The sequence below is a fragment of the Chryseobacterium herbae genome (genome assembly GCF_025154075.1).
In the GTDB taxonomy this organism is placed as follows: Bacteria; Bacteroidota; Bacteroidia; order Flavobacteriales; family Weeksellaceae; genus Chryseobacterium; species Chryseobacterium herbae.
Map to the genome: position 1 here is coordinate 181,716 of NZ_JAOAMU010000004.1, position 23,313 is coordinate 205,028.

Here is a 23,313-nt window from a genome sequence, read left to right on the forward strand (position 1 = left end):
TTTGTGAAATGAGTCAGAAATGGATTTACAAGCCCGAACCCGATGAGGAAGTTGTGGACAGATTAAGTTCGTCACTTGGTTTTGGTACTTTTGAATCTAAACTCCTCGTTTTAAGGGGAATTGACAATTATCAAAAGGCCAGAGAATTCTTCAAACCTAACCTCAACGATATACACAGTCCGTTCTTAATGGCAGATATGCAGAAAGCTGTAGAGCGCATTGCCACCGCCATTGAAAACGGAGAAAAAATATTGGTTTACGGAGATTATGATGTAGATGGAACTACTGCTGTTGCCGTCATGTACCTTTACCTCAGCAAAATTGTTGAGAAAAAATACTTAGATTATTACATCCCTGACAGAAATTCTGAAGGATACGGAATTTCTACCGAAGGTATTGATTTTGCCAAAGAAAACGGCTTTTCACTGATCATTGCTTTAGACTGTGGTATCAAGGCTATCGACATGATCAACTACGCCAAAGAAAAAGACATTGATTTTATCATCTGCGACCATCACCTACCGGGTGACGAGATCCCGGATGCTGCGGCTGTTCTAGATCCGAAGAGAATTGACTGCAGATATCCTTTTAAAGAACTTTCAGGATGTGGTGTCGGCTTTAAGCTGTGCCAGGGACTGAATACCATCTATAAAATTCCGGAGGCCGAATTATTTGAGCTTACCGATCTTCTGGCTATTTCCATTGCTGCGGATATTGTTTCAATGACCGGCGAAAACAGGGTATTTGCTAAAATGGGGCTGAAAGTTCTCAGAAAAACAAGAAACCTTGGATTAAGATTATTAATTCCGGAAGATAAACTGTCGCACTTCGAAATTTCAAATATTGTTTTTGAAATTGCTCCGAAAATCAATGCGGCGGGAAGAATTTCTCACGGAAAAGCTGCTGTAGAACTTATGGTTTCTGACAACCTGAAACATGCAAATCAGATTGTTGGTGACATTATGAATCTGAATGATGAAAGACGTGAGCTCGATATGAACTCCACGCTTTCGGCATTAAACCAGATCATTGAATCGCAGCAACAGAGCAAACATTCCACAATCGTTTACCATCCGGACTGGAACAAGGGCGTGATTGGTATCGTGGCCTCAAGGCTTATCGAAACCTATTATAAACCGACTTTGGTATTCACAGACGGGAACAATGGAGAAATGGTGGCTTCGGCCAGATCTGTTTCTGATTTTGATGTTCATGAAGCGCTTGATATGTGTTCTGAATACTTCCTTAAATTCGGTGGACACCATGCTGCTGCAGGACTTTCCATGGAAAAGGATAAGTTTGAAGCTTTTAAAATAAAGTTTGAACAGATCGTTTCAGAAAAAATCCAGGAACATCAGCAGGAACCTTCCGTTACCATTGATTCCGAGATTAAGGTGGATGAGATCAACCGTGAGTTTATCAATTTCCACAGAAAACTGGCACCTTTCGGACCTCACAATATGAAACCTATCCTTACGCTCACAAACCAGAGGCTTTCCGGTTATGTGAAAACAATGGGGAAAGACAACAATCACCTGAAGTTTTATATCAAACAGGAATCTACCGGAAGAAATATAGAATGTGTGGGCTTCAAACTCGGACAGCATGCGGAAGATTTTAAAAACAAAAACTTCGACCTTGCTTTCACCTTAGAGGAAAACCACTGGAAAGGAAATGTAACCCATTATTTGAATATTAGAGATGTTAAATTCAGGGATTAGGAGCTGCTGTTAGCTGCAACCTTTTACCTGCCATCTGCTACCTACCAACTCATGAAAAAAATCGGCTTATTTTTCGGTTCTTTCAATCCGATCCACATCGGACATTTAATTCTGGCTAATTACATTCTGGAGCATACCGACATGGATGAGTTATGGTTTGTAGTAAGCCCACAGAACCCTTTTAAAGATAAAAAATCACTTCTTAAAGATCATAACAGGCTGGATATGGTTCAGGTCGCCGTAGAAAGCTATCCTAAAATGAGAGCTTCCAACGTAGAGTTTTCACTTCCCAAGCCAAGTTATACGATTGATACACTAACTTATCTTCATGAAAAATATCCGGATTATTCTTTCAGTCTGATTATGGGTGAAGATAATCTGAGCAGTCTTCATAAATGGAAAAACTACGAATTGCTGATCAAGAATCATCATATCATTGTGTACCCAAGAGTTTTTGATGGGGAGAAGAAAGATTCGGAATATCTGCAGCATGAGAACATTTCCATGATCAAAGCGCCCGTTATTGAACTTTCTGCTACAGAGATCAGGAATATGATCAAAGAAGGGAAAAATGTACGTCCTATGCTTCCACCGGAAGTCTTTGAATATTTGGACGGAAGCAGTTTTTATAAGTAATTTTGCAAATCAGAAATTAGAAGCTAGAAATTAGAAGTTAGATTCCAATACGGCCTGCTATTTTTCAATTTATATATCAAGACATGGAATTTCTCGAAAAAATTTTCTCAAAATATCCTCAGGAAAAAGTAATTAAATGGTTTAAGCAGGTTTGTTTGGCAGAAGCTGTTTCATGGTTTTTCCTATTCACAGCAATGATCTGGATACGCGTTGATCCGGAAGGTATTGTCCCGATTGTATATATCAGTACTATTGGCAGTATTCACGGATTATTTTTTACGCTTTACTTAATCTTTCTCCCTGCGATAAGAAAAATATTTACCTGGGATGACGAAGACAGTGTTTTCGCTTTAATTTCAGCATTTTTTCCTTTTGCCACGATTTGGATAGACAAAAAATTAGCCCGCTTCGACAGAGAATAACAATATGAAATAAAAAAAGGACCGAAATGGCCCTTTTTTATTTTAGCTATTTATAAAGATTAAAGATCTCTGAGTACATGCCCATTGGCTGTAAAAGTATGGTTTCCGTTCGTATCTGTATACGTTCCGTTTACTGTAAAATCAATATACGCTCCTACCGCACTGAAGCTGGTCACCTGAACTACGACATTTCCTGTAGTAGATGTGAAAAATCCTCCGGAAAACTCAAAAGTATAATCCGTAGTAAAACTTCCCGGAACTCCAAGCATATTATTTTGAGTCATAATGAAAAAATTTCCTGCAGGTGATGTAGAACTAATTCGTAATTGCTTTGCAATGATATTGGGAGACGTTGAAGTAAGGCCGGTCCATTGAGCATACATCCCTCCCAAAACATATCTCACATTTTGATTATCAATTTTATAACTGATAAATTCACTCACTGAATTACAAACCGAAAGATTGGTAAAATTCATCACCGGTAAATTGGCTGTGAAAGGAATTTCTCCTGAAGTCTGCAAATTGGTATAATCATATCCTTCCAAAATAAATTGTGGATTAGCGGTACATGAATACACATTAAATGAGAAATTACCTGTACTGCTTACCGGAACTGATGTGTACTGAAAATAATTTGCAACTACAACAGGTCTTAAAAGCACATAACCACCCGTAACATCCGTATTGGCACAGGTTTTCAGATTCCCCTGTATGACATACTGATTCCCCGTCGGGGTTACTGTAATATCAGGTAATACCATGGTAGTTCCCACTGCCACAGGGGCTACATTTGAAGTATAAATCACGGTATTACACACGTCATATACTTTAAGAACAAGTGTTTCGTTGGCTGGAATAATCCCTGAAACGGTACCCAGATTATCTGTGATTCCATAGATTTCATAGGCCTGGCTGCTTCTCTTTAAACTCACCTTTGTATTGACCATTGGTAAGCCTGCAGGATTTTTCACCGTTACTTTCAGGATGGCCTGCGGAAACTGAACATCACAATTCCACCAGGAGAAATGACTTACGGTTCCTACATACGTATTCCCAACCTTCGTTGCGGAGCCTTCTTCCTTCCACATTCCCGTATTTTCATCATATGACCAAAGCGGAATTGTATTCGGAGACGTTGAAGTTTGTGAAGCATCAATTGGAACCGTCATTTCGGCGGTATGTCCGTTTGCAATCTGTAATTTTTGTCCTGAGCTTCCCGTTAGCTGAACATGTACCATTCCAAAGGTTTCCATGATTCTTGCGTTTCCACCTGAGTTGGATGCCAGAAGAGAACCGGGCATTAATTCTGTGAGATACTGATTGGATGATGTTAAATTATACAGTGCGACATTGACACTTCCGCTGTAGGTAGTTCCGCTTGCATCTTTGAAACTTCCGTCGAATTTTACTTTTGTTCCGTTAGGTAAGGAAACCGTAGAAGTTGCTCCTGAATTGATACTTGCGGTGGTGGTTGCAGGGATCATCATAATATTCACACGGTTGATTCCACTTGTAGGAACCATTACTCTTGAACCGTCTACAAATCCTGACTTTGTCACTTTCACAAGGGCAAAGTTTTCCTTTACATCTGTGTTTTTAAAAGTAAAAAAACCTTTGAAATTGGTTTGAGCTGTACTTGTTCCGATGGTTACGGTGGCTCCGATTACAGGATTTCCGCTGGTATCAAGTACTATTCCCTGAAAGTTTCTTTGTACTGTGTTTCCAAAATTGAAATTAGATTCAGGGGTGGAGTTGTTGTCATCAATGTCTAAATATGTTTCACTTTTACATGAAAATATTAACAATAATAACAACAATAGAGGATAAAATTTTCTCATATGTTATTAATTTTTGGTTTACACTAAATTAATCATAAAAAGGATACATCTGGCTTTTATTCAATTTTTCATTCTAAATTTTTTAAATCTGATGAATTTTCAATCTTTGATGTAACAAAATTTCATATTGAATTGTCTAATTATGTAGAAAGTAAAAACAAGTTGAATTTTTAATTTGAAATTTTAACACCTGATAAACAGATAGTTAAATATAATTTAAAAACATTTTAAGTACTTTGTATTGCATGATACTGTTTTTATTACATATCTTTGTAATGTTAAATAATCATCCATACAAGCTATTAAACAACTAAAACAAAATAATTATGAAAACTCAGATTCTAATTGCCGCCTTATTTTTCAGCGGACTCGCAGCTGCCCAACAAGCAAAAGACACTCTGAAAGTAAAAAATATTGAAGCTGTCAATATTAAGAAACAGGTTTTCAAAAAACAAAGTGACCGTTTCGTTTATGATGTAGCTTCTTCCCCGATTGCAAAGGGAACGAATACATTCAATCTTTTGAAACAGACTCCAATGATTTCCAGCATCGACGGAAAATCTCTGAAGATCATGGGAAAATCTGATGTGGTCATTTACATCAACAATAAAAAATCCAATATGGATGCTGAAGCATTGATCGAAATGCTGAAAGGAACTCCATCTGAAGATATCCAGAAAATAGAAGTGATCACAACTCCAGGAAGTGAATATCAGGTAGAATCCAATGAAGGGGTTATCAATATTGTGATGAAAAAGAAGAAAAATGACGGCTACAACGGAACATTGAAAATGAATAATGAGCAGGCGTACTACAACAATCCTTCTGCCGGAGCTTCTTTCAATTTCAGAAAAAATAAATGGTCTGTGAATTCAAACTTCAATACGGGAAGCTGGACAGACAGAGAAAGATATACTTTATCCAATGGAGATTCCACTTTCAGAAATGAGTCTTTCGGATTCAATTCTGATCCTAATAAAAATGTGGGTGGAAGCGTGAATATTGATTATGAGCTTAATAAAAATCACAGTTTAGGATTTACCTACAACATGCGATATAATAAAAGTTTTAATTCAATTCTTGATGTTACAAACTGGCAAAACGGAGCGCTTACCAACAGGACTGTAAACAATGAAAATGCACAGACAAGAAACCACTCTTTCAATTTAAATTACGAAATAAAAACAGATTCTATCGGAAGCAAACTTACCTCTAACGTTTCTTATTTATGGTTCAACAGGGATAAAATGAGTACCAACGAAAGTTTTCCATTAAATACTGATCCTGACAATAAATACAGTGCATTACAGCAATCTGTTCCACAGATCATTAATAATTATGCCGCGAATATCGACTATCTGAAAAAAACGGCTAAAGGCAGCACATGGTTAATGGGAGTAAGCTACAACCACACGAATACGGATAATGACACGAGACAGGACAAGATCATTAACAATGCAATCATCAATGACGCCAATCAGACCAATCACTTCATTTATAAGGAAAGAATCCTAGGCGCTTATATTACGTATGAAAGAAAACTAAGTGATAAATTTTCAGGAAAAATAGGAACGCGCTATGAGATGACCAGAAGTAATGGTGAGATTCTTGGAAAGACTGGTTTTGACAGAAATTACAACAACCTATTGCCTTATCTTAACCTGAACTACGCCATCAGTTCTGATCATAATCTTACTTATAGTTTCTCCAGCAGAATCAGAAGACCAAGGTTCTGGGAACTGAATCCGTCTAGAACTTATTTCACGCCTAATAATTATACGCAGAACAATCCATTCGTACTGGCTTCTAAGTTTTACAACCAGGAAATCAGCTATATGTACAAAAATGCATTTTTTGCCAACCTGAGTTTCAATTATGTAGAAGATGCATCGAACCAGATTCCGCTTCAGGGAAGTGTAACCGGACCTAAAAAAGATGAAAACGGAGATATTGTATATGATTCTAGTGGACACGCAGAAATAGCCACCACAAAATTCTTGAGATATATCAGAACCAATTATGGTAATAACAAACAGTTTGGACTGACCTTAGGAATGAACAAATCATGGTTCAAAGAAATCTGGACGACCAATTATTCTGTGAATTTAGGATACAATATCTACAGCGGAAAGGTGTCGGAAGACCCTACTACAGTTCCGGATCCGCTTTATACGGAAGTCGTTGAACCTTATGTAATCAATTTCAAAAACTTCAACATCTCAGGGAATATTAACAACAACATCCGTCTTTCTTCCAATAAAGACTGGTTCCTGGGAGTGAATTACTATTACGGCAGTAAAGTGAAAATTGAAAGCGGAACATTGGGTGTAAGACAGAGCTTTGATGTGAGCTTAAAGAAAATCATGGGCAACTGGACATTTGTAGCAGAAGTATATGATGTCTTTAATCAAAATTATAACAGCATTCAGGGGATACAGCCTAACGGAAGTTACAATAACGTGATCAACTTCGAATATCCAAGAATTCTGAACATCGGAGTGACCTACAATTTTGGGAACCAGAAACTGAAAAAGGCAAGAGAAATAAAATCTGCCAACGATGCTATAAAATCAAGGACTTAATCAGTCGACCGCAAAAATAAAAACAACCACAAACCACATCCGTTCCACAACGGCACTTAAATAAGAATAATCATGAAAAAGATCATTATACTGGCAGCAGCTATATCAGGAAGCATCGTTTTTGCTCAGGAAAAGAAATCCGATACGGTAAAAGCAAAATCTATCGAAGGAATCACACTTACGAAGCAGGTTTTCAAAAAGCAGAGCGACCGTTTTGTCTATGATGTTGCCGCTTCACCGGTGGCCAAAGGAAATACCACTTTCGACCTGTTGAAACAGACTCCCCTACTTTCTTCAACAGACGATAAAACACTGAAGATTGCAGGAAAAAACAATGCTCTGATCTATATCAACGGAAGAAAAACCAATATGGATGCAGAATCTCTGGTACAGCTACTGAAAAGTACCCCGGCAGAAAACATTCAGAAAATTGAAGTTATCACCGTTCCTGGCAGTGAATATCAGGTAGAATCTTCAGATGGAATCATCAACATCGTGATGAAGAAAAAACTGAGCGACGGTCTGAACGGAAACATGAGGATGAGTAATATGCAGAATAAATTCAATGGTTCCAGCGCTTCACTTTCTCTGAATTACAGAAAGGATAAACTGGGAATCAGCGGAAATATTTTTACGGGAGAAAACATTCAGGCTCAATCGTATGTTTTAAGAAACGGAACCAGTTTAATTTCCAATGAATCCGTTGGTGACATCAATGACCCAAATAAAAATCTTGGGGGATATTTAAATTTCGATTATCAATTAACGGATAACAGTAATTTAGCGCTTACTTGGAATTCATGGTACAACAAAAGTAATGACTCAACGGTAGATTTACTGAATACATTAAGTAACTATAATGCTGACGGAAGTTTTAAATCAAGTGAACAAAATAAGTCTCAAAATAGAGAAGATGCGCATTATTACAACAATTCCCTGAACTTAAACTATGAATTAAAAACAGACTCTCTGGGCAGTAAATTGAATGTGAATGCAGCTTATCTGAACTACAGAAGATTTCAGTTTTCCGATAACAGGACTTTAGTTCCGGGAACTTTAAATGACTTTTCATTATTACGTCAAAAAATTACCCAGGACATTCCTCAGGTCATCAATAACTTTTCAGGGACGGTAGATTATATTCAGAAGTTTAAAAATGATTTCACTGCTTCTCTAGGCGGGAATTTCAATAAAACGAAAACAGATAATGATACCAAAAATTATAGCTATTCCTACAATGGAAACGGAAATCTTATTGCTACAAAACCCGATTTCAATCACTTTATCTATGATGAAAGTATTTATGGGGTGTATTTAACTCTTGAAAAAAAGTTTTCCGATAAACTTTCAGGAAAAGTAGGTGCAAGATATGAAATCACCAAAAGCTTAGGAACATCTGACAATCCACAGAACACAGAAGCCCCATATCAGGAGATTGAAAGAAATTACAATAACTTCCTGCCTTATTTAAGCTTCAATTATACCATTAATGACAAGAATAACATCTCATACGCCTTTTCAAGCAGAATGCGCAGACCGAGCTTCTGGGAATTAAATCCGGTAAAGAACATCCTTACTCAGGATAATTACACTCAGAATAATCCATTTGTAAAGTCATCTTCTACATATAATCAGGAGCTAACGTATATGTTTAAAAGTTCATACTTTTTAATCTTAAACCACTCGTATTTCAAGGACATTATTACTCAGGTTCCTTTACAGAGAGAGATCGTAAGAGATGGTGTTGCCTACAGACAATTAGCTTATATCAGAACCAACTTCGGTGACAAGCAGGAAATGTCTGCCATGCTGGGAATGCAGAAAACATTTTTCAAGCAGTATCTGACAACGAACTTTAATATCGGTGTTCAGCATAATATCAATAACGGAACATTGAATACGGATCCAACGACAGGACAGGTTTTTGATACCTATATCAATAAAACCAAATCTACCAGTATGGTGATTCAATCGAACAACACGATCCGTCTGGACAAAAAGAAAACGTGGTTTCTGGGGGTCAACTATTTCTACGTAGACAAACAGCAGATCGAGCTGGGAATGTTGAAAAACCTGATGAGTTTAGATCTGAGCATCAAGAAAAACTGGAACGACTGGACTTTCTCTCTTAATGTAACAGACGTTTTAAGAACCAATGTTGTAGAAATTGAAGATTATCAGTCATCAGGGAACTATAATTATGTGAAAAACGATCAGTTCAGACGTGGAATGACATTCAGTATTGTGTACAACTTCGGAAATCAGAAAGTGAAAAAAGTAAGAGACATCGAAGGGGCATCAGATGCCATTAAAAGCAGAACAAGATAAGAGACTATCTTTCTTCATATTAACTATTTTTGTGGTAACCCGCCGGTATTTCAGGCGGGTTTTTACTGATGATTAATCTATTAACCTGAGTTCGGGATAAGACATTTGTTTTAGATTTCAGACATCAGATTTCAGATATGAGACTTTTTTTGTGAATTTTAGCAGCTCATAACTTTGGGAGAGGTAAACTTTTTTGACGCAAAGAAATTGATTATCCTATTGATTAGGGGAAGCAAAGGCGGAATCAATTTCATTGATTCGATTAAGCGGATGTTTTATGCTGATAGCTTTACCAGTGACGCAGTCGCAGTCTTTGCCTTCCTCAAAACTAAACGTTAACAAAATGAAGCTTTACGTGGGAAAAAAAAAGCTTCCCTAAGTTTTGCAGGTGATACCATATAATTTCAAATCCCAAATTCCGTATTTCTTACCCTTGAAACTTATAACTCATCATTTAAAACTCATAATTCGCTCAAACCCGTACTCCGTAACTTTCGGTACCTCAATCTTAATTTTCTTATCACGAACTCAGATTAATTATATTTTTAAAATTTATAAGCAATGCTTCCCAGAACCTGTGTAGGATTTTGTGGCGTCAATCTTACAGACCAGGTTTTTTCATTCGTTAAATTATTCACTTTAATTCCTGCTCTGAAATTTTTGTGATCATAAAATAAAGTAGCATCCAAAGTGGTGTATGCAGGTATGATCACTTTTGCCGTCGTAGTATTGGTTTGGAAAGAATGATTTCCTTTATTTCCACCGAAACCAATTCCCAAGCCTTTCAGCTGTCCGCTCATCATCTGATAGCTCATCCAAAGGTTATATAAATTGGAAGGCCCTGAAAGTGCAGGACGCAGCCCGTCTACCTTTGCATCAGCTTTTATCATTTTGCTGTCGTTGTATGCATATCCCGCGATGATATTAAACCCTTTTACAGGATTGGCTGTAAATTCCACTTCGAAACCTTTGCTTCTCTGACCTCCGTCCTGAATAGAAAACAAAGAATTCACAGGATCCTGACGCACCATATTTTTAACATCAATATCATAATAACTGATCGTTCCTACAAGTCTGTGCCCAAATAAGTCTCCTTTCACTCCAAATTCCTTCTGATTGGCTTGTTCAGGTTTAAAAGTATTTCCGGAAATATCAGATCCGCCTTTATTCGTAAATCCGTTCATATAATTTCCGAAAACCGAAACTTTATCCTTGATCACTTCATACACTAATCCGAATTTGGGAGAAAAGTTCGTCTGCCAATAATCTCCGGTCGTTATATTCTGAGCAATATTGGTCACGCCCATATTCTGATAACGGTCTGCTCTTAAGCTTACCATCGCCAGAAAACGGTCTGTAATATTGAAAACATCCGATACATAAACGGCATAGCTGTTATCTCCGTTCTTTTCAATCCTCGGAGTTCCTGATGCTGCTAGATTATTAATGGCATCCTGATTAACAGCATAAGGCGCAGTTCCTGTAAAATCAAAAGGAGCCCCGTTGATGGTTACTCTGTCAAAACTGTTGGCGTTGTTGTAATAGTCCAAACCAACGATCATTCTGTTTCGGTGTCCTAAAATCTGGAAATCTCCGATAAAGTTCTGCTGGATGTTGGTGGCAATGAAATTGGTATTTCCTTTCATTACCTGTAATCTTGCCATGGTATCTGAAGTTCCATTAATAGCGGTAATATAGCCATCGATGGTAGATTTTGCACGCGATACAAGAGTCTGTGAAGTCCAGCTGTCAGAGATTTTATAGTTCATCTGAGCAAAAATGTTCATCATTTCTGTTTCATACGGAATGCCGTTGCTTCCGAAAAGTCTGTTGTATGGGAATCCCATATCTGCGATGGACTGTACTTTATTACTTCCAAGGAAAGGATTGAATCTTACTACAGATGTCGCTTTTTCATGACCGTATTCAATATCGAATAAAAGAGAAAGTCTGTCATTGATCTGATACGAAATAGAGGGAGCAATAGAAATCGCGTTGCTGAAACCCAGATCCTGGAAACTCTTTTGAAAAGTAGTCGCTCCGTTTAATCTGAAAAGAACTGTTTTATCCTTATTCACGGGTGTGTTTACATCCACTGTAAACCTGTTATAATTCCAGTTTCCGGCTGTGAAAGATACTTCCCCTCCAAAACCGTTGTATGGTTTTTTCGTCACCCTGTTAAATAAACCTCCATACGTAGAAAGATTGGAACCGAATAATGTAGCAGAAGGTCCTTTGATAGCCTCAATTTTTTCAAGATTGGCCGGATCGATTGTCGTATAAGCAAATCCTGAAATTCCGTTTCTCACCATAGGCTCTGTAGTAAATCCGCGGGAAAGAAACGTCACACGCCCTTGATTAGCCAGCATTGGAATACCAGCACCAGGAATATTTTTGGAAATGCTTCCCAGATTCACTGCAATCTGTTCCTGGATCAGTTCTTTAGGAACGCTGATATAAACCTGAGGAGTTTCTATATTTTTTAAAGGAAGCTTCGATACATAAGGGCTTTCCTTTTTAGAAAACTTGTTAGTAACAGTAGACAATGTAATTTCCTGTATCGCGGAGATATTTTCTTTTTCGAGTTGATAATTCACCACAGCAGGTTCATTTTGTACGACCTTTACTTCAATAGTTTTTTCTGCTGAACCAATCACCTGGATTCTAATGTGATAATCACCGTTGGTAAGATGTTCAAAGCTGAATTTTCCGTCCTGATCGGTAAGTGTGTGCTTATTGATCTCCACCAGTTCCACCGTTGCTTCACGGAGCACTTCCCCGTTGTGTTGTTTCAGAACCCCGGATATATTCCCCGAGTTCTGGGCAAGGGCCCATCCTAAACCTCCGAAAAGGAAGACTATAGTAACTATAAATTTCATTCAGTAAATTTTTTCAGATGCAAATCTATCGCTTTATTTATACTAAGTAAAAATAATAATTCCCTTTATTGATTAAAATCATATGAAAGATAAATCAGGATAACTCTAAAATTTCGATTTTATCACTTGACTTCCATTCAAAATATAACTCACACACAGTATGAAAATTATCGTTTATATTTCATATCTTAAATTCAGAAATGTCTAATCTTTAACCTTTTTTCAATTGATGAAAAATTATATGATCCCTATTGTGAAATGCCTGGTCATTGTACTTCTTATTTTCAGCTGTAAAGAAAAGACAGTGAAGCTGGGAAAAAACATCAGTTTCCAGAAAGAGGAAAACGTTTATTACGGAAATGATCGCGAGCAGGTGATGGACCTTTATTTACCTCATCAGGAACCTTCAAAAAGGAAAGATGTTTTCATCATTATTCATGGCGGAGGCTGGCGCGGTGGAGATAAGTCACAACTGACCTTCTTTACCCTTTCGATGATGAAAAAATTTCCGGATTATATTTTCGTCAATCTCAATTACAGACTCGCAACCGCTACAAGTTCCGGGATTCCCAACCAAACGAATGATATTGAAAATGCAGTCCAATATATAGAGAAAAAACTGAAGTATCATCCTAAGTTCATCCTGCTTGGAAACAGTGCCGGTGCTCATTTATCAATGTTGTATGCTTATCATTTTGATGCTAAAAAAAGAGTAAAAGCTGTGGTGAATATTGTAGGACCCTCTGATTTATCAGATCCGGGCTTTGAAAAATATGTGGATTATTCATTTGTCAAAAACTATCTGGTCAATCCCAAAGCAGTTGCTCCCGGGATGTCTGCAACCTCTTTTGCAAGTCCGATCAACTGGGTGGATTCTGCTTCTGTTCCTACGCTCTCCTATTATGGAAACAGAGATCAGGTTATTCCTTTATCTCAAAAGAGAAGACTGGATTCTGTTTTCACTCAAAACAAGGTAAGCCACGAAAGCTATGAATTTAACGGCGGGCATCTGGATTGGGACAAAGCGCCTAATGATCAGTTTTTGATTGATAAAATTGCTGTTTTTCTCAAACAGTCTGTTACATTATAAAAACTCCCGCACTTATGAATTATATTTCTATATTTACAGACCTTTTTTAACCATTATTATTGTTTAATCAATGTAATGATTAAATAAAATCTCAGAATTTCCACATAGGTTTATAGTAAAAATATGAAGCATTCATTTTTAACTCAGGGGATATTTTACATCCTCTTTTTTTGTTTTTCAGCATTATCTGCTCAAAAGCTTACCCTCGTTAATAATACCACTGAACCTTTTACTGTACAGAATGGTAAAAAAGCAGTGATAATAAACGATGGGGACAAAAAGGAGTTTTCAAATATAGCAAACAGAATATCAGTTACAGGCTCTCAAAATATGAACAGATCCATACTGATATTCCTCGAACCAACGGAAAAGCTCACCATCACCCTAAAACAGGGCAATATCATTTCTTATTCTGGAGACCAGGCCGACACCCATGAATACCTTAATCAAAAACTGAACGTGGAAACTTTCGGGAAAATGAGAGACTATCTAAACACTATTAACAAGAAGAATATCGGAGAATTAAAAAACACTTCAGAAATATTTCTTTCGAGTATTTTGAAGAAAGTAAAATTGTCTGCTGTACTTGTTTCTCCTGAGGATAAGAGTTCCACCAAAAAATTAAAAAATCATATAAAATACAATTGGCTTTATACCCTACTTACCACCGTGAATTCCCGGAAGGACAAAGCATTTACCCAGCAAGCCCTTAACTATTACTATAAAAAATATATAGAATCAGATATTGCACAGTACAGCTGTAACAGTGCTTATCAGTATAATGTCATCGAAATATTAGCGAAAAATAAAGAGTTGCTACAAGTTGAGTTCCCAACTTATCCTATTGTTGAGCATACAGATTCAGATGCTATCAACCAATATATGCCTCAAAACTGTCAAAGATTGTATTTTCAAAAAGAATACGATTATCTTGAGCACATCAATGATCCCGGCCAAGACTACTATAAAAAGGTTTTAACTGAAAAATTCAAGGAGCAATAAAATTATTGATGCAATTTTGAAACAGCTGAATGGTATTTTGATTTTCCATAAAAATGCCCTTAAAAAGCATATTACTTTGTAAGGGCATTCTATTAAGTTTGTGAAGTATAATAAATCACTTCAAAGATTTGAGATATTAATTATTGGAAAATTCTAGTGCAAAAGTTTTGGCTAAAGCCTTTATCAATGCGTATATCTTGTAAGCGGGCTGAAGCCCGCTGCTATTGAATATAGAGGAAGCCATCTAGAAATACCTGTCAGTTTATTAATGTCTTGAACCTTATTAAAGGAAAAAAATAATTCTAAGCTGTATTTTTCAGTCTTATCATCTGAATTTTCTTATCCCAATCTAGTGTATAATTGGAATCTTTACTCTTTACTCTTTACTCTTTACTCTTTACTCTTTACTCTTTATTCTTTATTCTTTATTCTTTATTCTTTATTCTTTGTTCTCATTCAGATTTTACAACATCCGTTCTCTCAGAAACTCCATTCGCATTGAAAGCTTCGATCTGGAAATAGTAAGAGTCGGCTCTATCGGCTCCGGTGAAGAAATATTCGTTCTTTCCGTATACCATGATGCTTCCGTACAATTTATCGGGAGATTTTCCCCAATAGATCACATATCCGTCTGCATCCTGGTTCTGCTGCCACTTCATCCAGATGCTTCTTCTTTCACCGAATTTTTTAGGTTCGGATCTTAAAGGAACAAATCCTTCCACCTTCTTTGGCTTTTCTCCTGCACCTTTTCCAAATACCCTGAACCCGCTTAATGCAAATTTTCCGGTAGGCATTTTCAGGTTTTCCATTTTCAGGAATCTGGCCTGTGCCGGTTTTTCCAGTTCTACATAATCGTGGGGAACATCTTTGGTATTTTTACTTTTATCCACAACCATATTCCATTTTTTACCGTCATTGGAACCATAGATTTTGTACTGATGCATTTTTCCCAGCGTTTTCCCCATAAATTCAGCATCCTGATCGGCATAATTGATCTGAATCGCATTGATCGTGGAAACTTCTCCAAGGTCAGTCTGAAACCATTCTCCTGAATTTCCTGTTTTTGCACTCCAATACGTCTTGATATCTTCATCTACCGCTAAGTTCGGCTGATAACCTCCTAATGTAGAGGAAACCTGAACGGGTTTATTATAATTTAAGAGCATCCATCCTGCAAAAAGTCCTTTTGAAAAATCTTTTCCCTGAGCAAACTGCGGAAGGAAGGTCGGATAATCTCCGTAAGCCGTATTGGTGTACATCACATCATCTTTATCAAATCCAGCAGGCCAGATCCCCAGTCTTCTTTCAAAATTATTTTTAGTGGAAATAAAAATTGTTGAAATATGCCACCAGTTTTTGTAATTGTCTTCAAATGTAGCCCCATGTCCCGCCCCTCTCGCAAAACCACCGGGCTTGTAGGAAAAAGGATTGTGCTGCTGGTATTCAAAACCTTCCAGTGGATTTTTACTTACATAAACTCCATCGGAATATCCACTGAATTCAGTAGCGGGAGCACCGTACTGCATATAATATTTCCCATTATGCTTCGTCATCCACGCTCCTTCTACAAAAGGCTGAAGGAAAACATTATCATTATATTCCCCGAATCTTTCCCAACCGTGATCTTCCGGTTTCAGCCTGATAATGGGCTTTGTAAAACCTTCGGACTGCAGGGTTTTCACTTTCACTTCAGTTCCCAGTAACGGCCATTCGTTGCTGGATCCCCAGTACAGGTATAATTTATTTTTATCTTCATCATAATGGAAAGCCGGATCCCACGCTCCCACTTTTAAAGTATCCACTGCAATTTTCCAGTCGTCTTTGGTAGGATTGGTACTTTTCCAGATCGGGAAATCCTGTTCCCAGGTAGATCCGTACACATAGAGCGTATCTTTCATCGCCCAGACTGCCGGAGCATTCAGGTCATGGATGTATTTATTGTCTCTGAGGAATTTTCTTTTCACAAATTTCCAGTCCAGCATATCATCGCTGTACCAGTATCCTTCCTGGTTGGTGGAGAACAGGAATAATTTATTTTTAAAATTAACGATCACAGGATCTGCTGTTGCACGGTGTTTCCCCTGTTTTGAAAAAACTTCGAAAGGTGTATAGCCATAATCGATGTTAATCGGGTTACAGAACGTTTTCTGCTGGGCGCCCACAAACATCCCGAACAGAACAGCGAATGCTAAAAAATACTGCTGCATCTTCATAATTTTTGCTTAATGAACAAATTTAGGCAACTTTTTTGTCTTTTGTCTCAATTTGAATAAATGAAACGGGTCAAAAAAATTCCGGCCCTGAGACAAGGCCGGAAATATATTTTAATAGAATCTTGTTCAACTATTTTTTCGGAAGGAAAACCTCAGCAAGCATACATCTTGCGCTTCCTCCACCATTCACTTCAATCGTATTCAGATCTGAGTAAATGATCTCACAGTATTTTTCAATAGCGGCTACCTGCTCAGAGGTCAAAGACTGATAGGCAGTCTGGCTCATCACCAGGAATTTCTGTCCGTCTTTATTCTGAACCTGAAGCATATTTCCCGCAAATTGCTGCATTTGCTCTTCTGAAATTTCAATAATTTCTTTTCCTGAGTTTTTGATGGTTTCAATCACCTTTTCTCTTTCCAGTTCATCATCGATACAGTCTAAACAGATTACGACAAATTGGTCTGCTACACACATCATAACATTGGTGTGATAAATAGGAAGTCTTTCCGTTCCTACAGTCTGATAAGAATGAAAAACAATCGGTGTAAATCCGTATTTCTCACAGAATTCTCTGAATAATTTTTCATCAAGTCTTAAGGAAACAGAACCGTAAGCGATTTTTTTGTCATGATCGAAGATCATACTTCCTGTTCCTTCGAGGAAATGCCCCTGAGTTTCCGGTAAAGACCAGTCATCAATTTCCGTCAATTCAAATCCCTGACTTTTTATCGTTTCAAGAATATCTTCTCTTCTTTCCACTCTTCTGTTGGAAGCGAACATCGGATATAGAACTACTTTTCCGTCTTTATGGAAACTTACCCAGTTATTCGGGAAAATAGAATCCGGTGTGTGAGGATCCAGTGTATCTTTTATGGTAATGACATTCACTCCTTTGCTTCTCAGCTTTCCAACAAAACTGTTGAATTCCTCCAAAGCCTTGGATTGAATATCAGAACCTTTCTGTTCTACCTGAAAGTAATTGTTTTTCGCCGTTTCAGCGTTGTAGCCGAATGCAATCGGCTCTATCATTAATACTGTATCTGTTGTTTGCATTGTTTATAAGTTTGAGGGTGTTAGTGTACGAGAGTTTTTGAGTATATCAGTCGTGATACAAATTATCATCCTCTTTATTGAGTGATGAAAATGAACACCATTTTTCTGATTGCCCTATCATAGTAACTAACATTCCGATGATTTGATTATACTCATTATGTAATTTTCCAAACTGTTCAGCATTGATATACTCGCAAGCCAGAGCAAACTGCAACCATGTTTGGGTTTCTCTTGCTTCACCTTCAGAATCTGTTAGCTTAGCAATAAAGGATTTTTCATATTTTCTTTTTCCCCACGCCTCGCTAATATTAGCTGAGACTGATCTTGATGATCTTCTGATCTGGTCCGTAAGAGAATAGAGTTCTTCTTTTGGAAAGGATTTTGAGAGTTCATAAATTTGCATAGCCATTTCAAAGGACCTTTGAAAAACTTTTAATTCCTTATGAAACCTGACTGTAGACATATTTATAGTTTATTTAAAACGTAAAACAAAACACTCCCACGCTCCTACTCTAAAACCCTAATACACTCCTACTCCCTTACAAGAGGCATTGTAGAACATCTCAGCAATCCTCCCATTTTAGAGATTTCTCTATAAGGAATTTCTTCTACGGTCATTCCCCACTCGTTTCTCAGATGATTGTTCATTCTGGTGAATGTTTTGTCTGATACCACAATGTCCGGAGAAATGGAGAAAATATTCGGGAACATTTCAAACATTTCATCATCATTGAGATGGAAACAGTTTTCTTCCCCGAAAATATCGATGATCAGGCGGTAATCGCTTTCATCTACAAATCCGTTTTTATAAATAAGACATTTATCTTTTCCTACCGGATTGAAGGTACAATCCAGATGCAGAATGCCTTCGAATGGAATTTTATCGTTTTTCTTTAATTCAAGATCAATGATTCTTTTCTTCGGAAAATATTCTTTTAAAATTTCAATAGCGTATTCGTTCGTTCTTGCCGTTTTATAGTTTCTGTAATCTTCACTGAAGCATGTTCCAATAAAAAGGAAATCGTCCCATACAATAACGTCTCCCCCTTCGATGTGTGCCGTTTCCGGAAGATTGATAATTTTTCTCCAGGCTACTTTTTCAAAAACTTTTTTGTAGGCCTCCTGCTCGTCAGCTCTGTCTGCGATCACGTTTGAGATGATCATTTTATCGTCGATCACAAATGCTACGTCTCTTGAAAAAACCTGATTATAATCTTTGATAATGCTCGGGCGAAGGACCTCCACATCATATTTTTTTAGTACTGCTTCGAAAGCATTCATTTCGTTGATGATATCCACTTCCTTAGGATACATATTGTGTTCGATGGAGTAATATGACTTGGCGTCATAACTCTCCTCTAGTGTGGGAACAGCTCCCATTGAATTAGGCTGACCTAGAACTACTGATTTCAGCCTGCCCGTTTCGTTTTTAATGTTTAGTCTCATAAAGATTTATGCAATACTACAAATATAAGTAAAGGTCTCTATCTGCGAAACTTTTGATTTGTTTTATGCATCAAATTTGATTTTAATGCAGCATACCTTTCAATCTTGAACCCTATATTTTAGTATAAAATTTCACACCGGACTATCGGGTCCCATTATTTATTGTTCAACATCTATCTACAACTGGCTATTTTTCATCTACATAAGAAACAAAAAAATGTAAATTCTACAAAATAAGTTCCTATATTAGTGATATAATTTCAATGGAATTATCATTTTAAAACTTTAATTATTAACACCAAAAAATCAAAATCATGAACAAGAAAAATCCGGTGCTGAAAAATGCACAAAAATTAGGAAGAGAGCAACAGAAATCCGTTATGGGAGGAGCTATTCCACCAGGAAACAGAAGATGCTGCGAATGGGATGATGTTACAGGAAAATGCTATATCTGGACTTGTGACAGATGTATGTGTCCATAAAATGAATAAGAACCTGCCTGATCAAACAAGCAGGTTTTCTTTTTATCGGGCTCTGTTTTCTTCTTCGCTCTTCTGGAGCTCCTTTGCCTGATACTTTGAACTTCCAAAGCTGTACCCCACAGAAACAATAAGACGACTACTGTCCCACCAATGGTTTAGACGGTTATCCATGATTTGTTTATGTCTGAACTCAAGATCTTGATCATAAGAATCAAAAATATTGTTGTAGCTGATCTTTGTATTAAGGGTATTGTCAAACCATGATTTCTGCAAGGACAGATCCACCGTATATCTTGGCTTTATGATGTAGAGACTGTTGCCTGTTTTGGATTCATAATTGGCAAATAGATTAACGGTATATCCTTTTGGTAAAGAAAAGACCTGGTTTACCCTGAGTTCATAATTATATACTTTTAAAGCAAATACCTCATCGAGATACGGTCTGAATTCATCATTGTAGTATCCGGTGATCTGGCTGGTGATATTCCACCATTTCGTTAGTTTTACTGGAAAACTGGTTTCTATGGATGCAAATTTTCTGTACGGAAGATTCGTGCCCAGATATTCCAGAACATTGGTTTTCGGATTGTAAAGGGGATAACGCGTCATCACATCTTTTTCTTTTCCTGCTGTAAAACTGGTCACCCAATTCCTATGACGGTATGTAAGTCTGATCTGACTGGTGAAAGATGGCTGCAGATAAGGATTCCCGATCCAATAATTCAGCGGACTGAAATAAACCCGGAACGGATTGAGCTGTGAAAAGACAGGCCTTGTCATCTTCCTGCTGTAGGATAGAGACAATTCATTAGATTTATTAAATGCATAAGACGTACTGAAAGACGGCAGCCACTCCAGATAATTTCTTGACACGATGGAATCTCTGGTAACAGCATCTGAAATACTCTGTGTATTCTCAAACCGTAACCCTGCATTCACCTGAAGCTTTCCGAATTTCTGTCTGTAAGATACATAACCGGCCCAAATTTTCTCTTTATAAGAAAACATATTGCTACGTTCAGGATCAAAGACAAAACGGTTATTTACAGACAATGTATCATATCGGATATTATTATCTGTATCTGAACGGCTGTATTTCATCCCGGCCTCAAGATCTGCATTACCTATTTTTTGAGAAGCATCAATCTGCACGGTCTGAATGTCAATTTTATTAAGCAGATCAGATTTCCAATAGGATAAAAGTTGAGAGGTTGGTTGGTCCCTGTTAATAAAATCATCATTCTGTTTATTTTCAACGGAAAGATAATTTCCTAAAAAGTTCAGCTTAAAACCTTTGTTTTGGAATGCATAATCAGCGGTGATCCCATAATTTTTCTGGGAATACTCTGTCGGATTTTCGCTTTGGGTATTAAAGATCAGCTGCGATTCATCCCTGTTGGTCGTATAAAGCGATCCTAAACGGAACCGGTCACTTTGTCTGAAATTTCCTCTTAAGTTGATACCGAGTCTGTTTTTATCATTCATCCTGAAATCTGCTCCGGTCTGAATACCGTACACCGTCCCTTCATCTTCCTGATACGTATTGGTTCGCATAATATTGGTATTGGCAAGCTTTTGCAACGCATTATAACGGTAGGTGGAAATTCCGTTATTATAGTTGGCCTGCAGACTGTACGCTGTTTTCTCTGTATTGTAGGAAAGATTTAAAGAATTTTCCCTGTAGCTGAACTTATTTGCATAGTTATTTCCATTGTAATTTCCTTTCCAGCCGAGATTTCCGTTTCTTTTCAGTCTGATATCGATAATGCCTTTAAATTCCGCATCATATTTTGAAGAGGGATTGGCGTTCACTTCAAGAGATTCTACCATTTCCGGTGGTAACGAACGAAGATAGGATTGCAATTCCTGACTGCTCATGGCAACGGGTTTCCCATCAATAAATATCGCGGGCGTAATTCTTCCCCCTATAAAAATGCCTTCTTCCTGATCTATGGAAACGCCGGGAGTTTTCCTTAAAACTTCAAGAAGATTAGCCGATGTTTTAAAGTCTTTATTTCCGGAAACGCTCATCACGATATTTCCATCACTCAGCTTGATATTTCTAGCTGCTGAACGGATGACTACTTCAGAAATATTTCCGACTGCCGGTTTCAATTCAATCAAAGAAAAATCTCCCGCCTTATCCAATTCTTTGGCCTCGTACCCGTCTTTTCGAATGACAACATAGGAATCATCACCTCTGTTATTCAGCTGGAAAAATCCTAAGGAATCTGTGATAACTTTTTGAATGATTCGTCGGTCTGATGTATTGAACAGAGAAACTTCAGCCTGAAAAACCGGTGCTTTCGTCTCTGAATCCAAAACTTTTCCTTTGATTGTTTCCTGAGCTTTTCCAAAACAGAAAATAAATAAGAGCGACAGGAAAAGCCATAATCTGATATTCATAAATTTTAAATTTTATGAAACCAAAAGTAGCGGGATGAAGGAAAAATAAGGTTTTGAAGTTTAAATTCCGCAGTACGAAATTATAATTCTGAACTCTGAAACCTAGCCTCAGAAGGAATTTGAGACTGTTTGTACAGAAGAGGTGTTGTATTTTTGATTTTTTTGAATGTAGAAAAGAATGTAGACTTGGAATTAAATCCAACTTCATAACCAATCTCTTCAATCTTCAGAAAGGAACCGTTTTCTATTTTGTCACAAGCTTCGCTGATCCTGTATTCATTGATGTAGGTTGAAAAGCTTTTGCCCAAATTATCATTCAGCAGTTGGGAAAGCTGATGGGCAGACATATTCATTTTAGTGGCCAGATCGCTTAATTTCAGATTTGGATTTTTGTACAATTCTTCGGAATTCATCAGCCGTTCAAGTTTTGAAACAAAACCATCTGCCAATTCTTCTGAAATCTTTTTATTGGTATATTTTGGAGCTTCCTTTACATACTCCTGCTCATTCTTTTTACTGAACAGAATTAAAAAATTAGCATACAGCACAAAGGAAAACACAAGACTTCCTCCTGCACAGTAGATTTGAACCCAACCTGTAGAAATTAGCTGATAAGCCAGAAAAATAATCACATTGCTGATCATTACCGGAAGGATAAATTTATTGGGATTTTGAGTCGTCCGTTTTGAAAAAATATAATATTGGTATACCGCTAACACGACAAATACTGACCAAACGGTATAAATAAAGGTTCCGAAATATCTGTCCCAAGTAACCGGAAAGAATAAATACACCAATCCAACGGCTCCAAGGAGCAACGTAAGAATACCGAAAGAAGTTCGGCACTGTTTTAAATCAAATTTTTCCCTTAAAAATGATGATCTGATATAATAATATAAAGCTGGTCCAGTAAAAAACAACGCCGCCATTCCAAAATGGGGAATAATTCTCGGTAAGTCCGGATAAAAATAAATGCAGACGGAAATCCCAACTCTGATGCTTAAAGTCAATAAAATCAGACCTAGGAAGAAATCCGGAAGATATTTGAGCTTTTTGACAAACAGAAGATAGATCCCGAGCAGCAACCCATTAAAGGCTCCTACTGCACTGAAGAAAAATAACATCTGCTGTCCGAAAGTCATTGTATTTGTTTTTTATTTTTTGATATAAAGATGATCAATAACTGGTTTCATCAATCTGTACGGGTGATTTTC

General features: G+C 37.3%; 16 protein-coding genes. 8 read left to right on the plus strand and 8 right to left on the minus strand.

Annotated elements, in window-relative coordinates; all coding sequences use genetic code 11:
- The first annotated feature begins 8 nt into the window (after nt 1–8).
- From recJ to N0B48_RS13905, 3 genes are all read left to right on the plus strand, one after another.
- Nucleotides 9–1,721, plus strand: coding sequence for a single-stranded-DNA-specific exonuclease RecJ (gene recJ, locus N0B48_RS13895; protein ID WP_259839385.1), 1,713 nt, complete (start codon nt 9–11; stop codon nt 1,719–1,721).
- Between the two features lie 51 nt (nt 1,722–1,772).
- Nucleotides 1,773–2,357: a nicotinate (nicotinamide) nucleotide adenylyltransferase gene (gene nadD / locus N0B48_RS13900; RefSeq protein WP_259839387.1), complete on the plus strand. Its 585-nt coding sequence runs from the start codon at nt 1,773–1,775 to the stop codon at nt 2,355–2,357.
- 83 nt (nt 2,358–2,440) lie between these two features.
- A complete protein-coding gene (locus tag N0B48_RS13905) occupies nt 2,441–2,779 on the plus strand; it encodes a DUF3817 domain-containing protein (RefSeq protein ID WP_259839389.1) in 339 nt (112 codons plus the stop codon).
- A gap of 59 nt (nt 2,780–2,838) precedes the next feature.
- Here N0B48_RS13905 and N0B48_RS13910 read toward each other — a convergent pair whose 3' ends face one another.
- Nucleotides 2,839–4,617, minus strand: a complete 1,779-nt coding sequence (locus tag N0B48_RS13910) for a carboxypeptidase-like regulatory domain-containing protein (protein WP_259839390.1) — start codon at nt 4,615–4,617, stop codon at nt 2,839–2,841.
- 326 nt (nt 4,618–4,943) lie between these two features.
- Between N0B48_RS13910 and N0B48_RS13915 the strand changes: the two genes are divergently transcribed.
- Both N0B48_RS13915 and N0B48_RS13920 read left to right on the plus strand, forming a co-directional pair.
- On the plus strand, nt 4,944–7,199 hold the full coding sequence (locus tag N0B48_RS13915; protein ID WP_259839391.1) for an outer membrane beta-barrel family protein: 2,256 nt from the start codon (nt 4,944–4,946) through the stop codon (nt 7,197–7,199).
- Nucleotides 7,200–7,271: 72 nt separating this feature from the next.
- On the plus strand, nt 7,272–9,527 hold the full coding sequence (locus N0B48_RS13920; protein WP_259839392.1) for a TonB-dependent receptor domain-containing protein: 2,256 nt from the start codon (nt 7,272–7,274) through the stop codon (nt 9,525–9,527).
- A 545-nt stretch (nt 9,528–10,072) separates the two neighbouring features.
- On the opposite strand, the gene N0B48_RS13925 is transcribed toward N0B48_RS13920, so the two are convergent.
- Nucleotides 10,073–12,406, minus strand: coding sequence for a TonB-dependent siderophore receptor (locus N0B48_RS13925; RefSeq protein ID WP_259839393.1), 2,334 nt, complete (start codon nt 12,404–12,406; stop codon nt 10,073–10,075).
- Between the two features lie 229 nt (nt 12,407–12,635).
- Here N0B48_RS13925 and N0B48_RS13930 point away from each other — a divergent pair, with 229 nt between their 5' ends.
- Nucleotides 12,636–13,496, plus strand: a complete 861-nt coding sequence (locus N0B48_RS13930; RefSeq protein ID WP_259839394.1) for an alpha/beta hydrolase — start codon at nt 12,636–12,638, stop codon at nt 13,494–13,496.
- A gap of 330 nt (nt 13,497–13,826) precedes the next feature.
- Nucleotides 13,827–14,498, plus strand: a complete 672-nt coding sequence (locus N0B48_RS13935; protein WP_259839395.1) for a hypothetical protein — start codon at nt 13,827–13,829, stop codon at nt 14,496–14,498.
- Nucleotides 14,499–14,950: 452 nt separating this feature from the next.
- Here N0B48_RS13935 and N0B48_RS13940 read toward each other — a convergent pair whose 3' ends face one another.
- The 4 genes from N0B48_RS13940 to N0B48_RS13955 all read right to left on the minus strand — a co-directional run bounded on the left by N0B48_RS13940 (nt 14,951) and on the right by N0B48_RS13955 (nt 19,211).
- A complete protein-coding gene (locus N0B48_RS13940) occupies nt 14,951–16,705 on the minus strand; it encodes a discoidin domain-containing protein (protein WP_259839396.1) in 1,755 nt (584 codons plus the stop codon).
- A gap of 136 nt (nt 16,706–16,841) precedes the next feature.
- Nucleotides 16,842–17,765 (minus strand): citrulline utilization hydrolase CtlX, encoded by a 924-nt coding sequence (ctlX, locus tag N0B48_RS13945; RefSeq protein WP_259839397.1) that lies wholly within the window; start codon nt 17,763–17,765, stop codon nt 16,842–16,844.
- Between the two features lie 46 nt (nt 17,766–17,811).
- Complete coding sequence (locus N0B48_RS13950; RefSeq protein WP_259839398.1) at nt 17,812–18,228, minus strand: four helix bundle protein; 417 nt, start codon at nt 18,226–18,228, stop codon at nt 17,812–17,814.
- 68 nt (nt 18,229–18,296) lie between these two features.
- Complete coding sequence (locus tag N0B48_RS13955; RefSeq protein WP_259839400.1) at nt 18,297–19,211, minus strand: dimethylarginine dimethylaminohydrolase family protein; 915 nt, start codon at nt 19,209–19,211, stop codon at nt 18,297–18,299.
- 314 nt (nt 19,212–19,525) lie between these two features.
- On the opposite strand from N0B48_RS13955, the gene N0B48_RS13960 reads away from it, so the two are divergent.
- Entirely contained in the window at nt 19,526–19,693 is a 168-nt protein-coding gene (locus tag N0B48_RS13960; protein WP_153397679.1) for a hypothetical protein, read from the plus strand.
- Between the two features lie 42 nt (nt 19,694–19,735).
- Here the strand turns inward: N0B48_RS13960 and N0B48_RS13965 are convergent, their stop codons facing one another.
- The gene (locus N0B48_RS13965) at nt 19,736–22,099 is read right to left on the minus strand and encodes a TonB-dependent receptor domain-containing protein (RefSeq protein WP_259839401.1); all 2,364 of its coding nucleotides are present in this window, start codon (nt 22,097–22,099) and stop codon (nt 19,736–19,738) included.
- 80 nt (nt 22,100–22,179) lie between these two features.
- Complete coding sequence (locus N0B48_RS13970; RefSeq protein WP_259839402.1) at nt 22,180–23,241, minus strand: helix-turn-helix domain-containing protein; 1,062 nt, start codon at nt 23,239–23,241, stop codon at nt 22,180–22,182.
- Nucleotides 23,242–23,313 lie beyond the last annotated feature (72 nt).

Bases quoted from the DNA above. Each gene is read 5' to 3' on its own strand.
- recJ (WP_259839385.1), top strand. From the start codon at position 9: ATGAGTCAGAAATGGATTTACAAGCCCGAACCCGATGAGGAAGTTGTG.
- nadD (WP_259839387.1), top strand. From the start codon at position 1,773: ATGAAAAAAATCGGCTTATTTTTCGGTTCTTTCAATCCGATCCACATC.
- N0B48_RS13905 (WP_259839389.1), top strand. From the start codon at position 2,441: ATGGAATTTCTCGAAAAAATTTTCTCAAAATATCCTCAGGAAAAAGTA.
- N0B48_RS13910 (WP_259839390.1), bottom strand. From the start codon at position 4,617: ATGAGAAAATTTTATCCTCTATTGTTGTTATTATTGTTAATATTTTCA.
- N0B48_RS13915 (WP_259839391.1), top strand. From the start codon at position 4,944: ATGAAAACTCAGATTCTAATTGCCGCCTTATTTTTCAGCGGACTCGCA.
- N0B48_RS13920 (WP_259839392.1), top strand. From the start codon at position 7,272: ATGAAAAAGATCATTATACTGGCAGCAGCTATATCAGGAAGCATCGTT.
- N0B48_RS13925 (WP_259839393.1), bottom strand. From the start codon at position 12,406: ATGAAATTTATAGTTACTATAGTCTTCCTTTTCGGAGGTTTAGGATGG.
- N0B48_RS13930 (WP_259839394.1), top strand. From the start codon at position 12,636: ATGAAAAATTATATGATCCCTATTGTGAAATGCCTGGTCATTGTACTT.
- N0B48_RS13935 (WP_259839395.1), top strand. From the start codon at position 13,827: ATGAACAGATCCATACTGATATTCCTCGAACCAACGGAAAAGCTCACC.
- N0B48_RS13940 (WP_259839396.1), bottom strand. From the start codon at position 16,705: ATGCAGCAGTATTTTTTAGCATTCGCTGTTCTGTTCGGGATGTTTGTG.
- ctlX (WP_259839397.1), bottom strand. From the start codon at position 17,765: ATGCAAACAACAGATACAGTATTAATGATAGAGCCGATTGCATTCGGC.
- N0B48_RS13950 (WP_259839398.1), bottom strand. From the start codon at position 18,228: ATGTCTACAGTCAGGTTTCATAAGGAATTAAAAGTTTTTCAAAGGTCC.
- N0B48_RS13955 (WP_259839400.1), bottom strand. From the start codon at position 19,211: ATGAGACTAAACATTAAAAACGAAACGGGCAGGCTGAAATCAGTAGTT.
- N0B48_RS13960 (WP_153397679.1), top strand. From the start codon at position 19,526: ATGAACAAGAAAAATCCGGTGCTGAAAAATGCACAAAAATTAGGAAGA.
- N0B48_RS13965 (WP_259839401.1), bottom strand. From the start codon at position 22,099: ATGAATATCAGATTATGGCTTTTCCTGTCGCTCTTATTTATTTTCTGT.
- N0B48_RS13970 (WP_259839402.1), bottom strand. From the start codon at position 23,241: ATGACTTTCGGACAGCAGATGTTATTTTTCTTCAGTGCAGTAGGAGCC.